This window comes from Hydrogenophaga sp. IBVHS1, assembly GCF_002127265.1.
Classification (GTDB): Bacteria; Pseudomonadota; Gammaproteobacteria; order Burkholderiales; family Burkholderiaceae_C; genus Hydrogenophaga.
Genome location: NZ_NFUU01000003.1, coordinates 617,917 through 641,274 on the forward strand (window position 1 = coordinate 617,917; position 23,358 = coordinate 641,274).

Sequence of the window (23,358 nt, forward strand, 5' to 3'; positions counted from 1 at the left end):
ATGTTCGGCACCCTCGCGTCGGCCCTGCGCCGGTTCGCCAATGGGGTGGCCGCTGGCTTGCTGGCGGTCATCTTCGTGGCCTTCATGCTGCAGATCGTCCTGCGCTACGTCTTCAACTGGCCGGTGGGATGGACGACGGAGATCTCGCTGCTGGCCTGGCTCTGGCTGGTGCTGTGGGGCGCGGCCTTCGTGTTGCGAGACCAGGAAGAGATCCGCATCGATTTCATCACCGCCAACGTGAGACCGCGAGCGCGCATGGCGATGGGCATGGTCGGCTCGATCTGCGTGGTGGTGCTGTTCGGCATGCAATTGCCCGCGGCCTACGACTACGTGAGCTTCATGAAGGTCGAGAAGAGCTCCTACCTGAACACCCGGTTCGACGTGCTGTTCTCGATCTACATCGTCTTCTCGGTGGCGGTCATTGCCCGAAACCTCTGGAACATCGTGCAGCTGGCCCGTGGCAAGGACCCGGCCGCCGACGCACCCCTCACACCTGGCTCCGCACTGTGAACTTCACCAGTCCGTTTTCTCTTGCGCTCGGCACCATCCTGGCGCTCAGCCTGCTGGGCGTGCCCGTGGGACACGCCATGATCGGCGGCTCGGTCCTGTACCTGTACCTCAAGGGCATGGACATGGGCACGGTGGCCGAGCAATTGCTCAACGGCACCTACCAGAGCTTTTTGCTGCTGGCGATCCCGCTGTTCATTCTGGCCGCCACCATCATGAGTTCGGGCAGCGTGCTCGACCGCCTCATGCGTTTCTGCAATGCCATCGTCGGGCGCTTTCCCGGCGGCCTTGCCCAGGTGAACGTGTTGCAGAGCATCGTGTTCGCCAGCATGTCGGGCTCGGCGCTCGCCGATGCGGCGGGCTCAGGCAAGCTGATGCAAGTGATGATGACCAAGGACGGCAAGTACACCCGAGGCTTCGCCGCCGCGCTCACCGCCGCTTCATCGGTCATCGGTCCCATCCTGCCGCCGTCCATTCCCATGGTGCTCTACGCCCTGGTGTCGGGCACGTCCATCGGCTACCTGTTCATTGCGGGCGTGCTGCCCGGGCTTCTGCTCGGCGGCGTGCTCATGGGGTTGATCTATTTCCTCGCCAAGCACCGGAAGTTTCCGGTGGAAGACAAGGTGCCACTGCGCGAGATGCCGCGCATCACGCGCGAAGCCCTGCCGGCCTTGATGTTGCCGGTGGTGTTGCTGGGGTGCCTCTACACCGGCATCACCACACCCACCGAAGCGGCGGGCCTGGCGGCGGCCTACGCGCTGATCATCTCCGTGGTGCTCTACCGCAGCATCGGCTGGGGCGACATCTACGAATCCCTCATCTCCAGTGCGCGGGTGAGCATCTCCATCGGCATGCTGATCGCGGGCGCGCTGGTGTTCAACTACGTGATCACGGTGGAAAACATTCCCGCCACCCTCAGCACGGTGCTGAAGGGCCTGGAACTCTCCCCGCTGGGTTTCCTGCTGCTGGTGAACCTGATCCTTCTGCTGCTGGGGTGCTTTCTCGAAGGCTCCACCATCATTCTGGTGATCTTGCCGGTGCTGCTGCCCACGGCAGTGGCGCTGGGTGTGGACCCCGTGCACTTTGGCGTGGTCGCCGTGCTCAACATCATGATCGGTCTGGTGACACCACCCTACGGCCTGCTGCTGTTCATGATGACCAAGATCGCCGACATCTCATTGACCGAACTGGTGCGCGAGATGGTGCCCTTCCTGGTGGTCATGATCGGCGCGCTGGCGCTCGTCACGCTGTGGCCGGACATGGTGCTGTTCCTGCCGAGGCTGGCGGGTTACTCGGGCTAGCCTCTCATCGGTACTGTGCGGCCGAGATGAACTCCTTGAAGGTTTCGCACCACACCACCACGGTGTTGTAGGCCGCCAGGTCCACGCCGGGGGGCAGCGGCACAACGAAGTTCTCGAACGTCTTCACGTCGCCCACGCGCAGCATCTGGTTTTTCAGCGGCAGGAACTCGGCCTCGGTCTGCACGAAGGTGGGCGAGAGATACAGCTTGTAGTCCGGTCCCGGCGCCAGTCGCCCCATGAGCGAAACCGCCTCCGGCCCGACCGACACCGTGCCTTCGCCCCAGTGCAGGGCATCGCTGCCGGTGAGGTCGCGCCGGAACTGGGCGGTGAAGCGCGCTTTGCTGGCGAGTTCGCTGACCACAGCCACCTCGGGCGCTGGCGGCGCAATGAGGATGGGCAACAGGTAGACCCCCGCCGCAAATCCTGCGAGAGCCACCAGAGCATGCGATGCGAGCAGAAGCAGGGCTTTTTTCATGTGCGGTTTGTACACCAGGCTGGCGCGCGCTGCGCAGGCGCGGCTTCTAGAATGACGCGTTTTTCATCAGGCTTTCCATGCTGCGCTACCTCACCGTTCCCGTCACCGCCTTTGCCCAGAACTGCTCGCTCGTGTGGTGCGATGAAACCAAGGACGCTGCCGTGATCGATCCCGGTGGTGAGCTCGATCGTCTGCTGGCCGAAGTGCAACGCCTGGGCCTGAACCTCAAGGCCATCTGGCAGACGCATGCACACATCGACCACGCGGGCGGCACCGCCGAACTCGCGCGCCGCCTGAGCCTTCCCATCATCGGCCCGCACCCCGGCGACCAGTTCTGGATCACTGGCTTGCCGCAGCAGGGCGCGATGTTCGGATTTCCGCCCGCCGAAGCCTTCACGCCCACGCGCTGGCTGGCCGACCGCGACACGGTGCAGATCGGGCGCTGTGCGCTGGATGTGCGGCACTGCCCGGGTCATACACCCGGGCATGTGGTGTTCCATTCAGCGGAGGCGAAGCGCGCTTTTGTGGGCGACGTGCTGTTTGCCGGCAGCATTGGCCGCACCGACTTTCCGCAGGGCAATCACCAGCAGTTGCTCGACAGCATCAAGGAGCGCCTCTGGCCGATGGGCGACGACACGGTGTTCATTCCTGGCCATGGGCCGGAGAGCACGTTTGGTGAGGAACGGCGCAGCAACCCCTATGTCAGGGATTGAGCTCCGCCGCTTCGCGGGTCGCTGCCCCCCGAGGGGGCTGATCCGGCTTGGGGCGGCCCGGCGCCGGATCTCAGCTCTTGCGGGCCTGTTCGTACAGGCCCTGCACGCGTGGCACGTTGCTTTCGAGTTCGCGGATGCGGTCGGGGCCGCTGGGGTGGGTGGAGAGAAAGCTGGCGTTCGAGCCGCCGCTGTTGGCCGCCATCTTCTGCCACAGCGTCACGCTGGCGCGGGGCTGGTAGCCCGAGCGGGCGGCGAGTTCCAGGCCCACCAGGTCGGCCTCGGTCTCGTCCTCGCGGCTGAACTTCAGCGTGAGCAGCTGCGTGCCCAGGTTGGCCGCAATGTCGCCGAGCTGCCCCAGACCGAACAACTGCGCGGCGATGGACAAACCGATGCCGGTGGCGTTGCTCTTGGCCACACGGGCACGCGCGTGTTCGCGCAGCGCGTGCGCCATTTCGTGGCCCATGATCATCGCGGTCTCGTCGTCGGTGAGCTTGAGCTTTTCGAGAATGCCGGTGTAGAAGGCGATCTTGCCGCCCGGCATGCAGAAGGCATTGACCTGTTCGCTCTGGATCAGGTTGACTTCCCAGCGCCAGGAGGTAGCGCGCTTGTTCCATTGCGGCGAATGCGGAATGAGGCGGCGCGCAATGTTGCGCAGCCGTTGCACCTGCGGATTGCCGTCGGGCACGAGCAGCTTCTTGGCGTTGGCCTCGCCCATCATTTGCGAATACTGCTTGCCCGCTGCGCTTTCCAGCTCCTCGGCCGGCACCAGGTTGCGCAGCGCCGACGCCTGACCCACGTCCACCTGCGCAGCGGCGGGCAAGGCGGCGCCGGCGGCCGCAGCGCCACCCGCCAGCAGAAAGGCGCGTCGGGCCGACCACAGGTGGTCAGGGCGGTCCGGGGACGCGTGGGAAGTTTTGAAGTCGCAGATAAAGCACATGCGTGAATAATAGTCAAAGCCGGGCGGTTGCGCCCGCCCGAGCAAACCCTCTCCCTGCCGACCGCCCATCCATGCCTTCAACCTCCACCGGCCAAGCCGCTGCCGACACCGAACCGACGCCGGCTCGGCCCACCTGGGGCGAGACCCTGCGCGTGTACCTGGAGCCCGCCAGTCTGCGCATGTTCGCGCTGGGGTTCTCGGCCGGTCTGCCGCTGCTGCTGGTGCTGGGCACGCTGAGTTTTCGCCTGCGCGAGGCCGGGCTGGACCGCACCACCATTGGCTACCTGAGCTGGGTGGGCCTGGCCTATGGCTTCAAGTGGTGCTGGGCACCGCTGGTTGACCGCCTCCCCATCCCCTTGCTCACGCGCTGGATGGGGCGCCGTCGCAGCTGGCTGCTGTTGTCGCAGGTGTTGATCATGGTCTCGCTCGTGGGCATGGCCATGACCGACCCGCGCACCGAGCTCACGCTGGTGGTGTGGTGCGCGCTGGCGGTGGCCTTCGCATCCGCCACGCAGGACATTGCGCTGGACGCCTACCGCATCGAGTCGGCCGACATGCGCCACCAGGGCGCACTGGCCGCCACCTACCAGACGGGCTACCGCCTGGCCATGATCTGGGCCGGTGCTGGCGTGCTGTGGATCGCTGCCCGTGCCGAGGTGGCGCCCGTGAGCACTGCGGGCGCCGGGCCCGGGGTCCTGTACCAGCAAGCGGCGTGGAGCACGGCCTACCTGGTGATGGCCGCGAGCATGCTCGTGGGCGTGCTCACGGTGCTGTTCTCGCGCGAGCCCGTGCGGGTGGCGCTGCCGCCCGCACGCAACGCCGCCGAGTGGCTGCAGAGCGCGCTGGTGGAGCCCTTCGCCGATTTCCTCAAGCGTTATGGCAAGCAGGCGCTGCTGATCCTGGCGCTGATCGGCGTCTACCGGATCAGCGATGTGGTGATGGGCATCATGGCCAACCCGTTTTATGTGGACATGGGCTACACCAAGGACGAGGTGGCCGCCGTGACCAAGATCTACGGCGTGATCATGACGCTGGTGGGTGCCTTCATTGGCGGCGCGCTGTCGCTCAAGCTCGGTGTGATGCGCGTGCTCATGCTGGGCGCCATTCTCTCCGCCGCGAGCAACCTGCTGTTTGCCTGGCTGGCGGGGCATGGACACGACGTGGTGGCGCTGATCTTCGTGATCTCCGCCGACAACCTGAGCGCCGGGGTGGCCTCGGCCGCGTTCATCGCCTACCTGTCAGGGCTCACGAACGTGCAGTACTCGGCCACGCAATACGCCCTGTTCAGTTCCATGATGCTGCTCGCACCCAAGTGGCTGGCAGGATACTCAGGCGCTTTTGTTGACACGTACGACTACCCCACCTTCTTCGTCGCCACGGCGTGCCTGGGGGCGCCGGTGCTGTTGCTGATCTGGCTGGCCACGCGCTTGGCGCCGGTGCAAAAACCGCCCGGGCGCTGATCAACCGGCGAGGGCTTTCAGCAGGGCCTTCAACTCGGGTTTCTGCACTTTCCCCAACGCGGTCTTGGGCAGGGCATCGACCCTTTGCCAGCGGCGCGGCCACTTGTAGCGCGCCAGTCGCCCGTCCAGGAAGGCCTGCAACGCAGGCATCCATTCTTGCTGCGCCGGATCTCGCAGCACCACCACGGCCACCACCACTTCCCCCCAGCGAGCGTCGTCCTGGCCGACCACCGCGCACTCGGCCACCAGCGGGTGTTGCACCAGCAGGTTCTCGATCTCGGCCGGGTAGATGTTCTCGCCACCGGAGATCACCATGTCCTTGGCGCGGCCGACCACGGTGTAGCTGCCGTCCGGCGATTGCAGGGCCAGGTCGCCGGAATGGAAGAAGCCGTCGGCGTCGCAGGCTGGCAGGTCCGGCCAGTAGTGCTCGACCACGTTGGCCCCGCGCACCAGGATCTCGCCCACCTCGCCTGGCCGCACGGCGCGACCTTGCAGGTCGTGCAGACGAACCTCCACGCCCGGTGCGGCCCAGCCGCAGGAACCCAGGTGATCGAAGGCGTGCGCGCTGGGCAGGGCGATGGAAAAGGGACCGGTCTCGGTGCTGCCGTACACGTTGCACATGGGCACGCTGCGCGCATGGCAGGCCTCGATCAGTGTGGCGGGCAGCAGGCTGGAGCCGGCCCAGATGGCGCGCAGGCAGGAAAGGTCGGCCTCGGCCCATGCGGGTTGAGCCGTCAACGCCTGCAGCGTGGCGGGCACCTGCAAGGTGAGCGTGGGCCGTTCCAGGCGGATGCATTCCAGCGTGGCCTGGGGATCGAAACGTGTGAACAGCAGCACTTGCGCGCCCACCGACAGTGCCGGCAGCGTCTGGATGCACAGGCCACCCACATGGAACAGCGGCAACGCGCTGAGCACCGTGTCGGCGGGCGTCATGTCCTGCACCTGGGCTGCGATCGCCATGTTGGCCAGCAGGTTGCGCTGTGTGTGCACGGCGCCTTTGGGGCGGCCGGTGGTGCCCGAGGTGTAGACGAGCAACACGGGCCTGCTGGCCGCGTCGGCGATCTCGGCAATGGTCACGCTTGCCTCTTGTGCGTCCAGTGCGCGCACAGAGCGCGTGGGCAGCGCCAGCGCTTGCGCGGCTTGGGCGAAGTGCTGGTCGTGCACCAGCAAGGCAGGGCGGCAGTCGTCGAGCAGCGACTCCCACTCTGCGGGCGACAGCCGGTGGTTCATGGGAACCAGCACGCCCCCGAGCCGCGCCAGCGCCATCAGCAGCGCGATCTGGGCCGGGTGGTTCAAGCCGAGCCAGGCGATGCGGTCGCCGGCTTGCACCCCGACCTGGGTCAGGCGGGCCGCAAGCGTGTGCACACGCCGAACCAGCGCGGGCCCGCTCAGGCTGCCCCAACGCGAATCAGCCACCGGGCCACCGGGCTCGAACCAGCGCAACAGCGGCCGCTCGGAGGGCTGCAAGGCCAGCTGGTCCAGCAAGGCGTTGAACGATGCGGCGGGTAGGGGCGTCATTCACATTACTTTACGTGACTCCCCAGCAGCGTTCACACGCGGCTGTCAGCATGTCAGGTCCCCATGGACACCGCTACACTGAAACCATGACCTCTCCCCTGCTGATGATTGAAGACGACGCGCGCCTGGCGCAGATGGTGATCGAGTACCTCGGCCAGTCGGGTTTCGAAGTCACCCACGCCAACGACGGCGAACAAGGCCTGGAACAGTTGCAGCTCATCCAGCCCGAGCTGGTGATTCTCGATCTCATGATGCCCGGCATCGACGGCCTGGAAGTCTGCCGGCGCATTCGCGCGCTGCCGGGTCAGGCAGCGCGCGTGCCGGTGCTGATGCTCACCGCCAAGGGCGATCCGATGGACCGGGTGATCGGCCTGGAGATAGGGGCCGACGATTACCTGCCCAAGCCGTTCGAGCCGCGTGAACTGCTCGCACGCGTGCGCGCCGTGCTGCGCCGGCGCAGCGACCCCGGCCAGGCCAGCGCCTCTCGCACCACGCCGGTGTTGCGTTTCGGTTCGCTCGACATCGACCGCGATGCCCGCACTGTGCAGGTGGCCGGGAAGTCGTGCGAGCTCACGTCCTACCAGTTTGATCTGCTGGTCGCCATGGCCGAGCGAGCCGGGCGTGTGCTCACGCGCGACCAGATCATGGAGGCGGTGCGCGGACGCGAGCTGGAGGCTTTTGATCGCTCGATCGATGTGCACATCGGCCGCATCCGCAACGCGATAGAGGTCGACAGCAAGGACCCCAAACGGATACTGACGGTGCGTGGCGTGGGCTACGTGTTCGCCAAGCAACAGGACTGAGACGGATGGGAAGCCTTTTCGGCTCCAGGCTGTACGTCCGCATCTGGCTGGCGGTGGTGTCTGCCGTGACGGTGCTCACGCTGGTCGTGGGCTGGCTGTGGCAGCAGGCGCTGGAGCAGGACCGGGCCGAGCGCGATGCGCGCGTGATGCGCACGGTGGTGGTGCGGGACGGCGCGCGCGACGTGGTGGGCGAGGCGCCGGCGCGCGCTGTGCGCATTCCTGGCGAGGGCTGGGAGTTCGAGGTGCTCATGAAGGACGGGCGCACGCTGTATGTGCTGATTCCACGTTCCAACCAGGCACAGAACAATCCGGGACGGCGGGCGCCCGAATGGCTGCAGACGCCCACCGGTTTTGCGTGGTTGCTGGGGCTGGTGGCGCTGGCGGTGGCGCTGGGCGCCTATCCCATCGTGCGGCGCCTGACCAAGCGCCTCGAAATTCTGCAGAAGGGCGTGGAGCGCTGGGGCGCGGGCGATCTCTCCACCCGCCTGCCGGTGCAGGGCCAGGACGAAGTGGCTTTCCTCGCCAGCCGCTTCAATGCTGCGGCTGAGCGGGTTCAGACGCTGCTGCAGTCGCACAAGAGTTTGCTGGCCAACGCCTCGCACGAGCTGCGCTCTCCGCTGGCCCGCATCCGCATGGGTCTGGAACTGCTCGGGCGGGGCAGTGACAACCCGACACAACGCGCAGAGATCGCGCGCAGCATCGACGAACTGGACCAGTTGATCGACGAAATTCTTCTGGCCAGTCGGCTCGACCTGCGCGACGCCAGCGACGCTTCGGCCCTGGGCCCGAAGGAAGAAGTCGACCTGGTGGGACTGGCGGCCGAAGAGTGCGCTCGCACCGGGGCCGATCTGGACATGGCTCCGGGTGCCTCGTCGGCGCTGGTGCAGGGGCACGCCCGGCTGCTGCGTCGCGTGCTGCGCAATCTGCTGGAGAACGCCCGGCGCTACGGCAAGCCCGTGGCGATGGACCACAGTGATGAGCCCGAAGTGCGCCTGTGCATCGCCGCGCCCGATGCCGCGAGGCCCGGGCGTGTGGTGCTCTGGGTGGAGGACCGTGGCCCGGGTGTGCCTGCCGCCCAGCGCGAGCGCATCTTCGAGCCGTTCTACCGGCTGCCGGGTGCGAGCGAACGCGAAGGCGGCGTTGGGCTGGGCCTGGCATTGGTCAAAACGATCGTGGAGCGCCACGGTGGCGAGGTGCGCTGCGAAGACCGGCCAGGTGGCGGCGCCCGGTTCGTGGTGGAACTCCCCGTTTGAGCTGCGCACCGCCCATCTGCGGAAATCCGCCGCTTGCCGAATCGCTTCACCGCCGCTTGAATACTTCAGATTGATGAATTCATTGGGTTTTTTTGGGTTTTATTACCCAGGCGAAATGGATGCATTCCCCCAAATGGGGGATGTGCGAAACGCATGCGGCAGCGCACAATCACGCCGTTGCTGTCACAACTTTCAATCAACGACAGGGTAGATGGGCCGAGCGCCACGCCCCGCGTTGAAACCAGGTCTCCCAACGACGTCCCTTCAAGGACTTTCCAAAGCCACCGCAAGGTGGCTTTTTTTTGGTCAGGAGGTAGCGTGTTCGCGCAAGGGCGCGGGCGAGGAAGCCACCCAGTTGGCCCCATCGCCAGCGGGCTCGTAGCCGTGAACATGCGCCTGGAGCATGGCTCGCAGCGCGGTCACGTCGTTGGCCGTCATGGCCTGATCGAGTGCGCTGAGTACGTCCTGCAATTCGGCCCAGGGAAGGCAGTCTTCCAGCGCCCGCATGATGCGCGCATGCTCGGTGGGCTGGGCGTTGTCGCCAATCAGCAGTTCTTCGTAGAGCTTCTCGCCAGGTCGAAGCCCGGTGATCTGGATCTCGATATCGCCATTGGGGTTCTGCTCGTTTTTCTCCCTCAGCCCCGAAAGTTCGACCATGCGCCGTGCCAGGTCGATGATGCGCACCGGCTCGCCCATGTCGAGCACGAAAACATCGCCGCCCTGGGCCATCGCGCCCGCCTGGATCACCAGCTGCGCGGCCTCGGGAATCGTCATGAAGTAACGGTTGATGTCCGGATGCGTGAGCGTGATAGGCCCGCCGTTGCTGATCTGCTCCCGGAACAGCGGCACCACCGAGCCGCTGGAGCCCAGCACGTTGCCGAACCGCACCATGGCAAAAGTGGTGCTCTGGCCCGGCTCGGCCGACAAGGCTTGCAGCACCATCTCGGCAAGGCGCTTGCTGGCCCCCATCACGTTGGTGGGGCGGACCGCCTTGTCGGTGCTGATCAGCACGAAGTGGCTGGTGCCCGCGGCCTGCGCGGCGCGGGCACACACCCAGGTGCCCCAGACGTTGTTGCGCAAGCCCTGCACCGGGTTGTGTTCGACCAGGGGCACGTGTTTGTACGCGGCGGCGTGGTAGACCGTATCGGGTTTCCACGCCTGCATGAGTTGCGTCATGCGAGCCTCGTCCTGAACGGAGGCGAGCAGCGGGAGCAGGGTGATGGACGGGAGGGCGGTCTCCAGCTCCCGATGAATCTGGTACAGCGCGAACTCGGAGTTCTCCACCAGCAGCAACGTGCGGGGCTGGCAGTTCGCGATCTGGCGGCAGAGTTCGCTGCCGATGCTGCCGCCAGCGCCAGTGACCATCACCACCTTGTCGCGGATCAGGCGATGAAGCAGCGTCTCGTCGGGTGACACCGCATCGCGGCCCAGCAGGTCCTCGATGTCGAGCTCACGCACATCGCTCATGGTCACGCGTCCAGCGGCCAGATCGGACATGCCGGGCAGCGTGCGCACATGCACCGGCATGTGGCTCAGCCCGGCGAGAATTTCCTTGCGCTGGTCTCGGGTGATCGAGGGCAAGGCCAGCAACACATCCGTCACGCCCAGTTCCTGGATGAGGTATTCCAGCTCGCCGGGTGAGTACACCGTGCGGCCATCCAGGCTGTTGCCTTGCAGTTGCACGTCGTCATCCAGGAAACCCAGCAAGCGGTATTCGCTGCTGCGCGACAGGGCAGCAGCCAGTTGCCGGCCTGCCTGGCCGCCACCGTAAATCAGCACGCCGGGCATGCGCGATTTCTGCAGGATGGTTCGGTACAGGCCGCCGAGCCAGTAGCGCACGGCCACGCGCGTGAGGCCGATGCTGACCAGCAGCAGCATCGGTTGAATCAGCCCCACGGTGCGCGGAATCCCCGGCACGCTCACCACGGTGAAGATGGTGGCGTAGAAGATGGTGTACAGCGCCATGGCTTGCGCCAGGCTCACCATGGCGTTCCAGCCGGAAAAACGGAAGATCGCGCGGTACATGCCGAAGCGCACGAAAAGTGGCAATGCAATGGCAATGGCGCCCAGCACCGCCCACCAATGTGCAGGCTCGAGTTGCACCCAGTGTTCAAGGCGCAGGCACAGCGCCAGCCACACCGTGAGCACGCACAAGGCGATGTCGACCACCAAGGCCATCAAGCGCTTGGCCTCGCGCGGCATGTCCAGCAGCGTGACAGCTGCAATCCCCCGGGATTCCCTTTGGTTCATTTTTTTTAATGGGCCACGCCATCGCGGCGCAGCACTTTGGCCAATGTCATGCAGAGTATGCGCACGTCAAAAGCGAGACTTTGTTTCCGAATGTATTCAGCGTCGAGCGCCACTTTTTGTGGAATCGGAAGCTCATCGCGCCCGTTGACCTGTGCCCAACCGGTGAGACCCGGCACCAACTCGTGCACGCCCAGCTCGGTGCGCAGCGCCACCAGATCGTCCTGATTGAACAAGGCTGGACGTGGACCGACGAAGCTCATGTCACCCCGCAGGATGCTCCAGAGCTGAGGTAGTTCGTCCAGACTGCTTTTGCGCAGAAAGGGCCCGATGGGCGTGAGGTACTTGCCCGGCTCCTTCAGCAAGTGCGTGGCCACGGCTGGTGTTTCCAATCGCATGGTGCGGAACTTGGGCATGCGGAAGATGCGGTTGTGGCGACCAACGCGATCGCTCCAGTACAGGGCCGGGCCCCGGGAGGAGAGCCGCACGGCCAGCGCGATGAGCAGGATGGGCGCGAGCAACGCCAGGCTTGCGAGAAGGGCAAGTGCCAGATCGAACAGCCGCTTCATGTAGCCATCCCCTCAACCGCGCGCTTCAGGCCCACGTCAACAGAGATGGGCGGTGTCCATCCCAGCGTCTGGCGGGTGTGGGTGATGTCGACCTGAAGGTTGCCGAGAAGGCGTCGCGCAACATCGCTTTTGCCCAGCACCGTCGCTCCCATCATCAGCCAGCCCGGCGGCACCGGGAGCAGCCGCGCGGGCTTTCCCATGGCAAGACCCATGCGGCGCAGCAAATGGGTGGTGGAAAGGTCCTCGTCGTCGCTCACCAGAAAAGTCTGGTTCGCTGCGGCCGGATGCTCAACGCAGGCGATGAGCAGATCGACCAGATTGTCCAGTGCCACCAGACTGCGGCGGTTGTCCGTCACGCTGCCCAGTGGCAGGGGCACGCCACGCCGTAGCACGCGCAGCAGGCTGGCAAAGTTTGCCTTGACGCCCGGGCCATACACAAGTGGAGGGCGAACCGTCACGATGTCCAGACCAGTCTGGGCGGCCAGGCGCTGCAGGCCCAGTTCGGCCTCCAGTTTGGAGGTGCCGTATGGATCCACAGGCGCTGGCGTGTCTTTTGCCATGAAGGGGTGGTTTGCCAGGGTGACTTCGCCGTTGACTTTGATCGAGCTGACGTACACGAAGCGACGCACCCCAGCTGCGGCGGCCTGCCGCGCCAGTTCCAGTGTGCCTTCCACGTTGATGCGGCGGAACTCGGTCAGTGGGTCTTCTGCGGTTTCCGACATGACATGAACACGCGCTGCGGTGTGGACCACGGCCTGGCAACCCGCCAGCGCCTGCGTCCAGTCGGTCTGGCTGCTCAACGGGGCAACGACGACAGTGTCCCAGCCCTCGGGTTGGGCACCGGGCTGACGCTGCGCGCCGCGCACGGACCGGCCCATCGCTGCCATCTGGCGGCAAACGGCGCGACCGACGAAACCGCTCGATCCTGTGACGAGAACGGTCATTTAGGGGAACCCTTGTGTGAATGCAGGCGGACAGCTTCAGCCAGATATTGCTCCAACCTATCCATGAGCGTGTTCCTGTCGAATTCGTTCTCGGCGAACGTTCGGCCCCGCGCGCCCATGGCGGCCCGTTCTTCAGGCGGCATCGCTGCCATGCGCTGCACCGCTGCAGCGAGGCCTGCGCCATCGCCGGCGCCACAGGCAATGCCTGCATTGGCCGTGCGGATGATATCGGCGCCTTCACCATCCAGCATGCCAAGAACTGGAATGCCCGACATGAGGTAGGACTGCACCTTGCCTGGAATGGTCAGGCTGAACACCGGGTCTTTCTTCAGTGAAACGAGGAGGGCGTCGGCGTGTGCATAGAAGGAGGGCATGCGCTCGACGGGGTGGCGTCCCAGCAGCAGCACCTGGCAGTCCAGACCGCGACCCTTCACCTCGGCCTCCAGCCACGCCGATTTGCGGCCGTCGCCGACGATCAGCCAGCGCACGTGCGCCTGATCGCGCAGTCGTTCGGCGGCATCGAGCACCGCAGGCAGGTCCTGCGCCTCGCCCACATTGCCAGCGAACAGCACGCTGAAAGTGCCTGGCACAGATGGCACCTCCGGTGCGGGTACGGCATCTGATTCGGCAAACACATCCTCCGACCAACTCGGAAAGTAGCGAATCTTGCTTGGGTCCTGGCAGTACTTCGCGATGCTGGTTCCGAAACCGCGAGACTGTCCCAGCACCAGCGTACAGCGGTTGTAGATGAAAGACACCAAGCGACCCACCCAACCCAGGATGCGCGGCGACCGAACCACGCCGATCGCAGACAAGGTTTCTGGCCAAAGGTCCAGCACCCAGAGCACCACTGGCGCGTGTTTCATGCGGCCCGTCAGGATCGCGGGCAAACCGACCGTGATGGGGGAGGGTTCGAAGACGAAGATCGCGTCGACCCCAATGCCGCGGAGCCGCCAAGGACCGACCAGGCAAGCGCCGGCGACAAAACTGGCGTAGTTCAGCATCAATCTCAGCGCGCCCTGCGCTCTAGCCAGCATGGGGACACGCACCACCCGTGCGCCTTGGTATTGATCGAAGCTTGAGGGATCGCTCAGGAATTCGGGAAAGAGGCTGCCCGATGGGTAGTTGGGTTTGCCCGTGAGGATCGTGACTTCATGGCCCCGCTGCCTCCACTCCTGCACCAGGTCGTTGATGCGGAAGTTCTCGGGCCAGAAGTACTGGCTGACGACAAGGATGCGCAAGGCGGGCTCAGGCTTACTTTTTCCAGACCACGCGATTCACGTAGTCGGTGTAGCTGTGGAGGATGCGAACGACCTTGTCGGACACGTTGGGCATGCTGTAGTCGGCTACCCGGCGCAACAGGCGTTGCGGGCCTCGCGGCTGACCCTCCAGGATCGCCAGCGCCTGCATCACGCGGATTTGTTCCAGCCCCACCATCATGACGGCCGCTTCTTCCATGCCTTCTGGGCGCTCGTGCGCTTCGCGCAGATTGAGCGCCGGAAAGTTGAGGATGGAGGATTCTTCATTGATGGTGCCGCTGTCGGACAGCACGGCCTTGGCCTTGATCTGCAGTTGGTTGTAGTCTGTGAAACCCAATGGCTTGAGGAGACGCACCAGGGGATGAAAGGCCACGCCCTTGTTGTCGACCCGCTTCTGGGTGCGCGGGTGCGTCGAGACGATCACCGGTAGCTGGTAGTGGCTCGCCAGCTGGTTCAGCACCTCCACCAGTTTCGAGAACTGAACGTCGGAATCGATGTTCTCCTCGCGGTGCGCACTGACCACGAAGAACCGGCCTTCCTGCAGGCCCAGTCTTTCGAGCACATCGGACGCTTCGATTCGACCCCGGTAGTGCGCCAGCACCTCCGCCATGGGACTGCCAGTCTTGATGACCATGTCCGGGGGAAGACCTTCGCGCAACAGGTATTCGCGCGCAATGCTGCTGTAGGTGAGATTGATGTCGGCTGTGTGGTCAACGATGCGACGGTTGATCTCTTCGGGGACCCGCATGTCGAAGCAGCGATTACCGGCTTCCATGTGGAAGATGGGCACCTTGCGACGCTTCGCAGGAATCACCGACAGGCAGCTGTTCGTGTCGCCAAGCACCAGCAGCGCATCGGGTTTTTCGGTAGCAAGAACCCCGTCCACGGCCGCAATGATCTTGCCGATCGTTTCAGCCGCGTTCGCTCCGACGGCATTGAGGAAATGGTCTGGCTTGCGAATGTCCAGGTCGTCAAAGAAGATTTGGTTGAGCTCGTAGTCGTAGTTCTGGCCGGTGTGCACCAGGATGTGTTCGCAGTGTTCATCCAGGCGCGCCAAGACGCGCGACAGCCGAATGATCTCCGGCCTGGTGCCTACCACCGTCATCACCTTGAGTTTTTTCATGACGGAGCCTTTCAGACTGGACAAGCGAATGTATCCGGGCGTTCGCGATCGAAGATTTCGTTGGCCCAGAGCATGACCACCAAGTCTCGCTCGCCCGTGTTGGTGATGTCGTGCGTCCAGCCGGGCACGGTCTCCACCACCTGGGGAGCATCCGAATCCGTGTGCAATTCATGGGTTTCGCCTGTGAGCATCTGCCGGAAGCGGAATCTGGCCTGGCCCTGGATCACCAGGAATTTCTCGGTTTTGCTGTGGTGGTAGTGGCCGCCGCGCGTGACGCCTGGCAGCGCCGTGAAGAACGAGAACTGACCGCAGTCCGGGGTTTTGAGCATCTCGACAAAGACACCTCGTGCATCTGCGTGTCGGGGCACGGCATAGGCAAAGTCCGTGGGTGGCAGATAGCTCACATAAGTCGAGTACAACGCTCGCGTGAAGCCGGTGCCCACGCGATCCGTCAACAACGTGAGGCGGCTCCCCTTGAAGTTTGCAATCATGTCGGCCACGTCACCAACGGTGGTGCTGTATTGCGGCGCAAGGGTGGCGAATCCTTGGGCGTCGATCGACGCCTGGGCACCATCCATCAGTTGAACGAACCGGGCGATGACATCGTCGACATACACCAGGGTCAGTATGGCAGCGGGGTCGTTCACCTGGATCGGCAACTCACGGGCGGTGTTGTGGCAGAAGGTCGCGACTGCCGAGTTGTAGTTGGGCCGGCACCATTTGCCGAACACATTGGGCAGGCGGAATACGTGCACGGCCGTGCCGTGCTGGCGTTGGAGGTCGAACAGCGCAATTTCTGCTGCGCGCTTGCTGCGGCCATACGGGTTGTCGTTTGCGGCCTGGGTCGAGGACGTGTGGATCACCGTAATGCGCCGTTCACCGGCGCGCTGCGCGATCGCCTGGCACAGCGCGCGTGTCAGGTCTGCGTTCCCGGCAGCGAATTCTTCGGGGTTCTGGGGACGATTGATGCCGGCGAGGTGGAACACCACGTCCACGTCTTCGAGCAGGTCAGGCAGATCCGCGGCCTGCTGGTCTCTCGTGAACGTGACCACCCCCACGTCCTTGCGCTCGGCGAGGTGCAGCAAGAGGTTCTTGCCGATGAAACCCTGGGCTCCGGTGATCAAGACCTTCATCGCCTCACTCCTCGGCCACCGCCGCTTCGCCTCGGACTATGCGTGACATGAAGTCCAGCTTCAGCAGCAGGGCCTTCATGCCTTCCACATCGAGCCGCGTGGTGTTGTGCGAGTGGTATTCGTCCGCATGCAGGGCCTGCGTCAAGCGCTCCTCGCCTTCGTCCACATATTTCGCGTAGTTCAGATCTCGCCCGTCTGCGGGGACGCGGTAGTAGTCGCCCTTATCCTGCGCACACGCCATTTCCTCGCGACTGAGCAAGGCTTCATACAGCTTTTCTCCATGCCGGCTGCCGATCACACGCACCGGGTGATCGGGCTTGCCCAGGAGCTGCAGCAGCGCCTGGGTCAGCACCTCCACCGTGGCTGCAGGTGCTTTCTGCACAAAGATGTCGCCGTTGTTGCCATGCTCGAATGCATAGAGCACCAGGTCCACAGCATCGGACAGGGTCATCATGAAGCGCGTCATGGCAGGGTCGGTCACGGTGATGGGCTTGTCGCCGCGCACCTGGTCGACGAACAGCGGGATGACCGATCCCCGCGAAGCCATCACGTTGCCATAGCGGGTGCCGCAGATCACCGTGTGGGTACCTTCGAGATTCCGACTGGCAGCAACCATCACTTTCTCCATCATGGCCTTGCTGATTCCCATGGCGTTGATCGGGTAGACGGCTTTGTCGGTGCTCAGGCAGACCACGCGCCGAACGCCGGCTGATATCGCCGCCTCAAGCACGTTTTCCGTGCCCATCACATTGGTGCGAACTGCCTCCATTGGATGGAACTCGCACGAAGGCACCTGTTTGAGTGCCGCAGCATGGAACACATGGTCAACGCCCCGCATGGCGGTAGCCACACTGCGAATGTCGCGCACGTCGCCAATGTAGAACTTGAGCTTGGGGTGGTTGAAATGCTTGCGCATGTCATCCTGCTTTTTCTCGTCGCGGCTGAAGACGCGGATCTCGCGCAGGTCGGAATTCAGAAAGCGGCGCAGAACGGCGTTGCCGAAACTGCCGGTCCCCCCTGTAATCAGAAGCGTTTTGTCTTTGAACATCGGAGTCTTGTCACCTTGATGCATGTGCGGCGAGGCCCGCGCGGTAGATGCCTTCTCGTTGGGCGGGATGAGGATAGTTGATCAGAACCGCGCGGTATGGCCCCTTAAAGACGAAGAGGCTGCCTGCTGAAGCACCCACCACACCGCAGGCCCCGAACAATGCCTCGATGTCCTGGTGGGAGCCCGCGCCACCCAGAAAAGTGAGCGGAACCTGAACGGTCTGTCGAATCTTCACTGCCAGTGTGAGGTCATAGCCTTTCATCTGACCATCGCGGTCCACCGAATTGATCACGATCTCGCCCGCTCCGGCCGCTTGAAGCTGTTGAGCCAGTTCGAAAGGTTCTTGCTTGTGCACCCGGGTGGCATTGCGCGTGACCACTTCGTAGCCCTTGGCGAACAACCCGGACTTCTTGCGCACGTCCAGCACCGCCACCACGCTTTGCCTGCCGACCGCTTCGGCCATTCGCGTCAACAGGGTGGCATCTTCGACTGCCGCAGCGCTAACGGCGACCTTCTCCACCCCCAGGCCAATGATCTTGCGCGCTTGTTCAGGCGTTTGAACGCCACCGCCATAGCACAGCGGCATTCGGCACTCGGCAGCCAGGTGGGCAATCATGCGGTAGTCCGGCTCGGCGCCATTGACGGTGGCGTCGATGTCCAGCACCACCAGTTCGTCGGCCTCTTTCTCGTTGAAGATCTTGACCGCGTTGATGGGGTCTCCCACGTATTTGGCGTCGCGGAACTCGACGGTTTTCACCAATCCACCCTGGTGAACCAGCAGGCACGGCGTGATGCGGGGTCGCAACATTTCAAAGCTCCGCGAAGTTCTTCAGAAGTGCGGCACCCCAATGGTGGCTCTTCTCGGGATGGAACTGGACGCCTGACACATGATCACGCTGCACCACGCAGGCAAATTCGAGGCCGTAGTCGGTCATGGCCACCGTGTCGGCTGCCTCTGCGGGCTCGAAATAGTAGGAGTGCAGGAAATAGAAGCGAGCATCGTTCTCGAGTCCCCTCAGGAGGGCGCCTGGCGAGCCAGCCAGCGGGGCGACGTCGTTCCAGCCCATGTGGGGCATCGGCAAGGCCGCCGAAGCAGGATTGCTTGCAAAGCTTCGTACGCGTCCCTTCACCCATCCCAAGCCTGTCGCAGTACCTTCATCGCTGCCGTCAGCCAGCATCTGCATGCCAACGCAGATGCCTAGCACCGGCACACCTTGCTGCAGCACCATCTGGTCCAGTGGCTCGCGCATGCCGGAAGCATTGAGCAAATCCATCGCGTGGTCGAACGCGCCCACGCCAGGCAGAATAACTTTTTTCGCGGCCAGCAAGTCATGGGCATTGGCCGCTCTTGTGGCTTCAATGCCCAGGCGCTTGTACATGTTGACGAACGCCTGCACGTTGCCCACGCCATAGTCGACGATATGGATCACCGGAACAACCTTCTTTCCAGGCCCAGCATCCGCATCGCGCTTGCGCCGATGCCAATGGCCCACCGCTTGTTCCTGTAGTCACGGTACGTTTTGTTCTCGCCTTCAAAGATGGTCTGGAGCTCGTCCACGGAGAGCCCCAGCTTGTTGGACACGAACTCGAACTCCTGCTTCAGGAAGTGCTCGTCCATCTCGGGTCGCGACAACCGTTCCAGGGCCGCTTCGCGTGTCAACTGACCGGTGAGGATGAGGCTGGAGAAGTGCGCGCGCCGTTTGTGGTAGCCGAACTTGCGCGGCATCCAGTAGTCTTCATAGAACCGCGTGAACCTCGATTCGTGGTGCTTGTGCTGAAACTTCTGCCAGCCAAACCGGCGCTCCAGTTCGGCCTCCGCGTCTTTCTTGATGTAGGGAACAAGGTTCAGGGGCTTGACGATTTCCATGCCGAGGATCTTCTGGTAGTAAAGCTTGTAAACCAGAATGTCGACCAGCGGAAATGTCTTCAACTCACGTTGTCCATAGCGACGGTGGATATCCTGGAAGAGCGTTTTGTCTATGCCGGGATAGCCACCCCATTCCTCGGGTTCACGGCAGCACTCGGTCGAAAAATTGGAACCGGTCAACACGTACTTGATGCGGTTCTTGCGCGCGAACTTGTACAGGGCAGAAAAAAAGGCAGCATCCTGTGGCAGGTCCTGGTCGGCAATCTGGGCACGCAGGAAAGCGACTTGCAGGTCTTTCATTTCCTGCCAGTTGATCACCTCCGTGTACAGGTCCAAGCCCAAACCGTCCACGAGCTTTTCAATGTTGCCCACTGCCTGGTCGGTGTTCCAGCCCGCGTCTACGTGAAAAAGCAGAGGGCGCAAGCCCATTCTCTCTTTGGCGATGAATGCCGCGTAAGAGCTGTCCAGTCCGCCGCTCAGGCCGATGATGCAGTCGAAAGGTTGATCCTTGCCTCTGGCACGAATCCGTTCCGAAAGCGCCTCCAGAGCTGCGCCGCCTGCGGCGCCCGTATCCCAATTGGGCTGAATGACCTTGTCGAAGTTGTTGCAGTAATCGCAAACGCCGTCAGCGTCGAAAGAGATGCTCGGGTCCGATGTGTCCATGATGCAGCGCAGGCACATCTGGGGCTCTCGTTTGATCATGATAGAAGGCATTGTTTATTGTATCTTTTGAGCCACTTGACGATGGCGAGAAAAGAAGAAGAAAAAGAGCCAGAACAGCCCGCCAAAAGACATCATGGCCGTGAAGAATGGGCCATTGATCAGGACCAAACCCAAGGGAATTGCAATCAGGACTGGGAAGAGGGGTTCGAATCCACGAGACAACTTGTCCAATGCAATGAGCCACAGGGTCAAAAGCACGCTCATGAAAAGAATGCCCCATGCGCCTGCACCTGCTACGCCATCGTATGCAAACAGGTTGGCATTGGAGTTGATATCCAGATCCAGGAGGTGCTTGGCGACAATTCGTCCCAATTCCGGCCAATGCTCATCGCCATCCAATGCGCCGGGCGATGAAACAAATGAAGAAATGCCGCGAACATGGCTCCAGAACGTGTAGCCGTACTCGCTGAAAACTTCTTGATACTGCCAGAGCATGGCTCCGGGGACAGAGAAAGTTCTGAAGACAAGATAAAGCGCCAAAAGATTGGCGAACGTGCTGGTGCTCCGAAACGTGATTGACAGCGCAAAAAGCATGGAAATGGCCGCCAGCGTGATGAGCATCCATGTCGCGTGTGATATTCGGGACCGAAATACCAAGAATGCCAGGATCATCACCACCGGAAGCAGAAACACGGTTCTCTCCGCCGTGATGGAGTACATCAGAAAAAAGCCGCCCAGCGCCAGCACTACGGAGAGGGGATTCTTTCGGATCAGGCCGATGGACAGCAGTGCGGGTGCGAAGACGAAAGCCAGATAGGTTTGTGTATATGCTTCAAGCAGATTGCTGCTTCGACCCGCTTCGCGCTGCGCATAGGTGCCACTCAAGCCTACAAAATTGATGGAATCCCAGAAGGCGTACAACAGATATCCCGCGCAAATCAGCACCAAGGCTGCGAACACCAGGGCATGATTTTGCATTGCCTTGTCTTTCAATTCGTTTTCAGGGGCGCGTCCCGATTTTTGGGTGGCATGCAGCAGGATCAGATGGCCGGCGGTCAGGGCAGACAGACTGAGGCCGTATTTCTTGATTGGCGCTTCTTCCGTGGCCAGAGTGATCACCAGCGTGGGAATGAAGACGATCACATACATCATGAACAAAATGATGCCGGAGGGCCGCATGAAATTTGTCGGCAACGACCACGAAACCAGCAAAATTGAAATCACGATGAAAAGCCATTCCATTAACCCCATCGGAACATAGGGGAAACCCAGATAGGCGTGATCTGGATACAGATAGGCGGCGTGGGTTTTATGAATGACCACTGCGAAAATCATCGAAAAAATGAAGAGCCATAATTTCGGTGTCTTTGCGTACTGAGCAAATTGTGATGCGTTCAAAGAGGCAATCGATATCATGGGTGCAGTGCGAAGGCGGGCGCGGCGCGGGTAATGCGTTCGGCCAGGATCTGATAGTCCAGATACTCGCTGGCGAAGGCGTGGGAATGCGCGGACATGGTTGTTAGCTGGTGCGGTGATTGCGAGATCTCGGCAAGCACCGCATCAAGCGTGCGATCACCCCCAATCAGCCAGCCGTTTTCTTTCACATAACGCCGGTGGCTGGGTACGTCGTCCAGGATGACGGCACAGCGTAAACAAAGGCTCATCTGCATGGTGGCCGATTGCGTGCCAGGCTGCAGATATACGTCGGCCGCGCAAAGGATCGATTGCAGTTCAGCGGCAGATTTCCAGCCCGCGAAGACAATTCGGCGGTCGGCGTCGATGAGTTTCTTGGCCTCGACAGCGATGTCGCCCTGAAGATGTCCCACCACCAGAAATCGCAGCTCAGGGTCAGGCTGTCGGACGAAGGCTTTCAAAGACTGCAGCAACTTCTTGCTTGCATCCATCTTTCCGGATTGCACCAGCAATACGTGATGGTCAAGAATCCCATAGGACGCCCTGGTGGCGGCTCGTGCGGCGAAGTACGCGTGGTCCTGGAGCACCTTTCCTCCCAATGGAAAGAACTCGATGTTCCGAGCCGGCACCCGGTAAAAGTCCTGAACGAAACTGATGGTTTCGTCGGAAACACAAAGCACCTTGTCAATAGACCGAAGTGCGGCATGCAGAATGGTCCGGTAGTAGGCCCAGTGAAGCAGGTACCTGGACAAAAAAGAACGGGCGCTGTTGTTGAAATCTTCGTGGCTGTCGGCGAAGAGGCTCACTTCCGGATGCGCACGCTTGTACCGGCTCACCGTCAGCAGCTCCCATCCGCACAACCCGTGGAAAAGGATGGCATCGGGGCGCTCGGCAGATAGAAGGCGGTAGACATTCGGGTGCAATCGCAATTTGGGCGCCAGCATTCCCGGGATCCAGCGCCGGTAGGGGAGCCTGATGACCCTGGCGCCATCCGTCCCCATGTAGCTGCCTGGTTGGACATGGGTGAGCGCTCCATCGGGACCGAAGGACTCGGTGGAGGCGATTACCACCACGTCGTGACCGTCCACGACGTGCTGCCGCACAAGCTCGTTCTCCTGGTACGAGAACCCATCTACGTAAAAGCAAGACAGGCAGAGATGGGCAATCTTCACAGATGGCCCTCTTGACGCAGCATGAGGCTGGGATCATTGAAATGGACCGCAACACGGCGCAGTTCGGCCTCAGGCAGATCCCACCAAGCCATTTTCATCAATGCGGCAATGACAGGGTCTTCGAAGCGCATTCGGATGAGTCTGGCGGGATTGCCGGCAACGATGGCGTACGGTGGCACATCCTTGGTCACCACGCTGCCCATGCCGACGATGGCGCCGTGTCCGATCTGAACGCCGGCCTTGACGAAGACGCCTTCTCCAATCCAGACGTCATTGCCGATGCGGGTTTTGAGTTCAGGCAGGAATGGATGGCGAGCAAACTTGGCCTTAACGCTGTCTTTGTGGGACAGGAATACGGGGCTTGTCGATACGAAATCTGCCGGATGAGCCACTCCACCAATGGAGACCCTGTTCCCGATTGAGCAAAACGAGCCAATCTCGCAGTTCAGTATCGAGCAGTCGTATCCGCAAAAGGAATGGCGGTCGACCTTTGAATGGTAAAGGGTGCTTCCTGATTCCACCTTCGAGGAGCGGTCAATCGAGGACCCTTTGATGGCACTGCCCCGAATCTTCTTGAGTACCCTGGAGTAGATCAGCTGGATGTTCATTTGGGGTCCGATTGAGGCCAATTTCAAAGCCAGGCCTTTCGCGAATGTGCCCGCTGACATTGCGCGCCTGGCAGCAATGCAGACAAACATTCAATCGGCGACGACGCGTTCGAGCAGCGCGCATCGCCAGGCGAGTTCGCTGAGGACATGAATGTTACCGCCGCTGGAGGTCCGATCGGGTGGTAGGAGGGTGGTTGTACACATCGGTAACCTCCCCGTTACCAAGTCAGAGGAGTACTGCCTCCGCTACAATCCTCCACCCAGGATCGACTACCCAACTGGGTGTCCTTTCGGCAGACGGCTCATATTACAACCACGAAATCGCAGCCAGCGCGGCGAGATCTG

At 62.4% G+C, this 23,358-nt stretch carries 22 protein-coding genes; 6 read left to right on the forward strand and 16 right to left on the reverse strand.

All coding sequences use genetic code 11. From position 1 onward, the window contains the following. Both CAP37_RS20815 and CAP37_RS20820 read left to right on the forward strand, forming a co-directional pair. Entirely contained in the window at window positions 1-510 is a 510-nt protein-coding gene (locus CAP37_RS20815) for a TRAP transporter small permease (protein ID WP_086126773.1), read from the forward strand. Then, window positions 507-1,808: a TRAP transporter large permease gene (locus CAP37_RS20820; RefSeq protein ID WP_086126776.1), complete on the forward strand. Its 1,302-nt coding sequence runs from the start codon at window positions 507-509 to the stop codon at window positions 1,806-1,808. The genes CAP37_RS20815 and CAP37_RS20820 overlap by 4 nt, the downstream gene beginning before the upstream one ends. Window positions 1,809-1,812: 4 nt before the next feature. Here CAP37_RS20820 and CAP37_RS20825 read toward each other — a convergent pair whose 3' ends face one another. Beyond that, on the reverse strand, window positions 1,813-2,283 hold the full coding sequence (locus CAP37_RS20825) for a DM13 domain-containing protein (protein ID WP_086126779.1): 471 nt from the start codon (window positions 2,281-2,283) through the stop codon (window positions 1,813-1,815). 77 nt (window positions 2,284-2,360) lie between these two features. On the opposite strand from CAP37_RS20825, the gene CAP37_RS20830 reads away from it, so the two are divergent. Continuing rightward, complete coding sequence (locus CAP37_RS20830; protein ID WP_086126782.1) at window positions 2,361-2,996, forward strand: MBL fold metallo-hydrolase; 636 nt, start codon at window positions 2,361-2,363, stop codon at window positions 2,994-2,996. Window positions 2,997-3,066: 70 nt separating this feature from the next. Here the strand turns inward: CAP37_RS20830 and CAP37_RS20835 are convergent, their stop codons facing one another. Further along, the gene (locus tag CAP37_RS20835; protein WP_086126784.1) at window positions 3,067-3,933 is read right to left on the reverse strand and encodes a M48 family metallopeptidase; all 867 of its coding nucleotides are present in this window, start codon (window positions 3,931-3,933) and stop codon (window positions 3,067-3,069) included. 71 nt (window positions 3,934-4,004) lie between these two features. Here CAP37_RS20835 and CAP37_RS20840 point away from each other — a divergent pair, with 71 nt between their 5' ends. After that, entirely contained in the window at window positions 4,005-5,393 is a 1,389-nt protein-coding gene (locus CAP37_RS20840; RefSeq protein ID WP_143435997.1) for an MFS transporter, read from the forward strand. On the opposite strand, the gene CAP37_RS20845 is transcribed toward CAP37_RS20840, so the two are convergent. Further along, a complete protein-coding gene (locus tag CAP37_RS20845) occupies window positions 5,394-6,911 on the reverse strand; it encodes a class I adenylate-forming enzyme family protein (protein ID WP_086126791.1) in 1,518 nt (505 codons plus the stop codon). Between the two features lie 86 nt (window positions 6,912-6,997). Here CAP37_RS20845 and CAP37_RS20850 point away from each other — a divergent pair, with 86 nt between their 5' ends. Further along, window positions 6,998-7,714: a response regulator transcription factor gene (locus CAP37_RS20850; RefSeq protein ID WP_086126794.1), complete on the forward strand. Its 717-nt coding sequence runs from the start codon at window positions 6,998-7,000 to the stop codon at window positions 7,712-7,714. Window positions 7,715-7,719: 5 nt separating this feature from the next. Then, window positions 7,720-8,967 (forward strand): HAMP domain-containing sensor histidine kinase, encoded by a 1,248-nt coding sequence (locus CAP37_RS20855; protein ID WP_086126797.1) that lies wholly within the window; start codon window positions 7,720-7,722, stop codon window positions 8,965-8,967. A gap of 306 nt (window positions 8,968-9,273) precedes the next feature. Here the strand turns inward: CAP37_RS20855 and CAP37_RS20860 are convergent, their stop codons facing one another. From CAP37_RS20860 to CAP37_RS22145, 13 genes are read right to left on the reverse strand one after another with little or no spacing between them, the layout of a single operon-like run. Beyond that, window positions 9,274-11,217 (reverse strand): nucleoside-diphosphate sugar epimerase/dehydratase, encoded by a 1,944-nt coding sequence (locus tag CAP37_RS20860; protein ID WP_086126799.1) that lies wholly within the window; start codon window positions 11,215-11,217, stop codon window positions 9,274-9,276. Window positions 11,218-11,222: 5 nt separating this feature from the next. Beyond that, entirely contained in the window at window positions 11,223-11,783 is a 561-nt protein-coding gene (locus CAP37_RS20865; RefSeq protein WP_086126802.1) for a sugar transferase, read from the reverse strand. Continuing rightward, on the reverse strand, window positions 11,780-12,727 hold the full coding sequence (locus tag CAP37_RS20870) for an SDR family oxidoreductase (RefSeq protein ID WP_086126805.1): 948 nt from the start codon (window positions 12,725-12,727) through the stop codon (window positions 11,780-11,782). Before CAP37_RS20870 ends, CAP37_RS20865 begins: the two co-directional genes overlap by 4 nt. Beyond that, the gene (locus CAP37_RS20875; protein WP_086126807.1) at window positions 12,724-13,968 is read right to left on the reverse strand and encodes a glycosyltransferase family 4 protein; all 1,245 of its coding nucleotides are present in this window, start codon (window positions 13,966-13,968) and stop codon (window positions 12,724-12,726) included. Before CAP37_RS20875 ends, CAP37_RS20870 begins: the two co-directional genes overlap by 4 nt. A 13-nt stretch (window positions 13,969-13,981) precedes the next feature. Beyond that, the gene (gene wecB, locus CAP37_RS20880; RefSeq protein WP_086126810.1) at window positions 13,982-15,109 is read right to left on the reverse strand and encodes a non-hydrolyzing UDP-N-acetylglucosamine 2-epimerase; all 1,128 of its coding nucleotides are present in this window, start codon (window positions 15,107-15,109) and stop codon (window positions 13,982-13,984) included. Between the two features lie 11 nt (window positions 15,110-15,120). Next, on the reverse strand, window positions 15,121-16,242 hold the full coding sequence (locus CAP37_RS20885; RefSeq protein WP_086126813.1) for a capsular polysaccharide biosynthesis protein CapF: 1,122 nt from the start codon (window positions 16,240-16,242) through the stop codon (window positions 15,121-15,123). Window positions 16,243-16,246: 4 nt separating this feature from the next. Further along, window positions 16,247-17,290 carry a polysaccharide biosynthesis protein gene (locus tag CAP37_RS20890; RefSeq protein WP_086126816.1) on the reverse strand — a complete coding sequence of 348 codons (1,044 nt, stop codon included), beginning with the start codon at window positions 17,288-17,290 and terminating at the stop codon, window positions 16,247-16,249. 10 nt (window positions 17,291-17,300) lie between these two features. Beyond that, complete coding sequence (locus CAP37_RS20895; RefSeq protein WP_086126819.1) at window positions 17,301-18,098, reverse strand: AglZ/HisF2 family acetamidino modification protein; 798 nt, start codon at window positions 18,096-18,098, stop codon at window positions 17,301-17,303. A gap of 1 nt (window position 18,099) precedes the next feature. Next, on the reverse strand, window positions 18,100-18,720 hold the full coding sequence (gene hisH / locus CAP37_RS20900) for an imidazole glycerol phosphate synthase subunit HisH (protein ID WP_086126822.1): 621 nt from the start codon (window positions 18,718-18,720) through the stop codon (window positions 18,100-18,102). Beyond that, window positions 18,717-19,859 (reverse strand): N-acetyl sugar amidotransferase, encoded by a 1,143-nt coding sequence (locus CAP37_RS20905; protein WP_086126824.1) that lies wholly within the window; start codon window positions 19,857-19,859, stop codon window positions 18,717-18,719. The genes hisH and CAP37_RS20905 overlap by 4 nt, the downstream gene beginning before the upstream one ends. Before the next feature lie 15 nt (window positions 19,860-19,874). Beyond that, on the reverse strand, window positions 19,875-21,236 hold the full coding sequence (locus tag CAP37_RS20910; protein ID WP_143435998.1) for a hypothetical protein: 1,362 nt from the start codon (window positions 21,234-21,236) through the stop codon (window positions 19,875-19,877). Then, a complete protein-coding gene (locus tag CAP37_RS20915) occupies window positions 21,233-22,405 on the reverse strand; it encodes a glycosyltransferase family 4 protein (protein ID WP_086126829.1) in 1,173 nt (390 codons plus the stop codon). Before CAP37_RS20915 ends, CAP37_RS20910 begins: the two co-directional genes overlap by 4 nt. Then, entirely contained in the window at window positions 22,402-23,013 is a 612-nt protein-coding gene (locus CAP37_RS22145; RefSeq protein WP_086126831.1) for a CatB-related O-acetyltransferase, read from the reverse strand. The genes CAP37_RS20915 and CAP37_RS22145 overlap by 4 nt, the downstream gene beginning before the upstream one ends. Window positions 23,014-23,358: the final 345 nt, after the last annotated feature.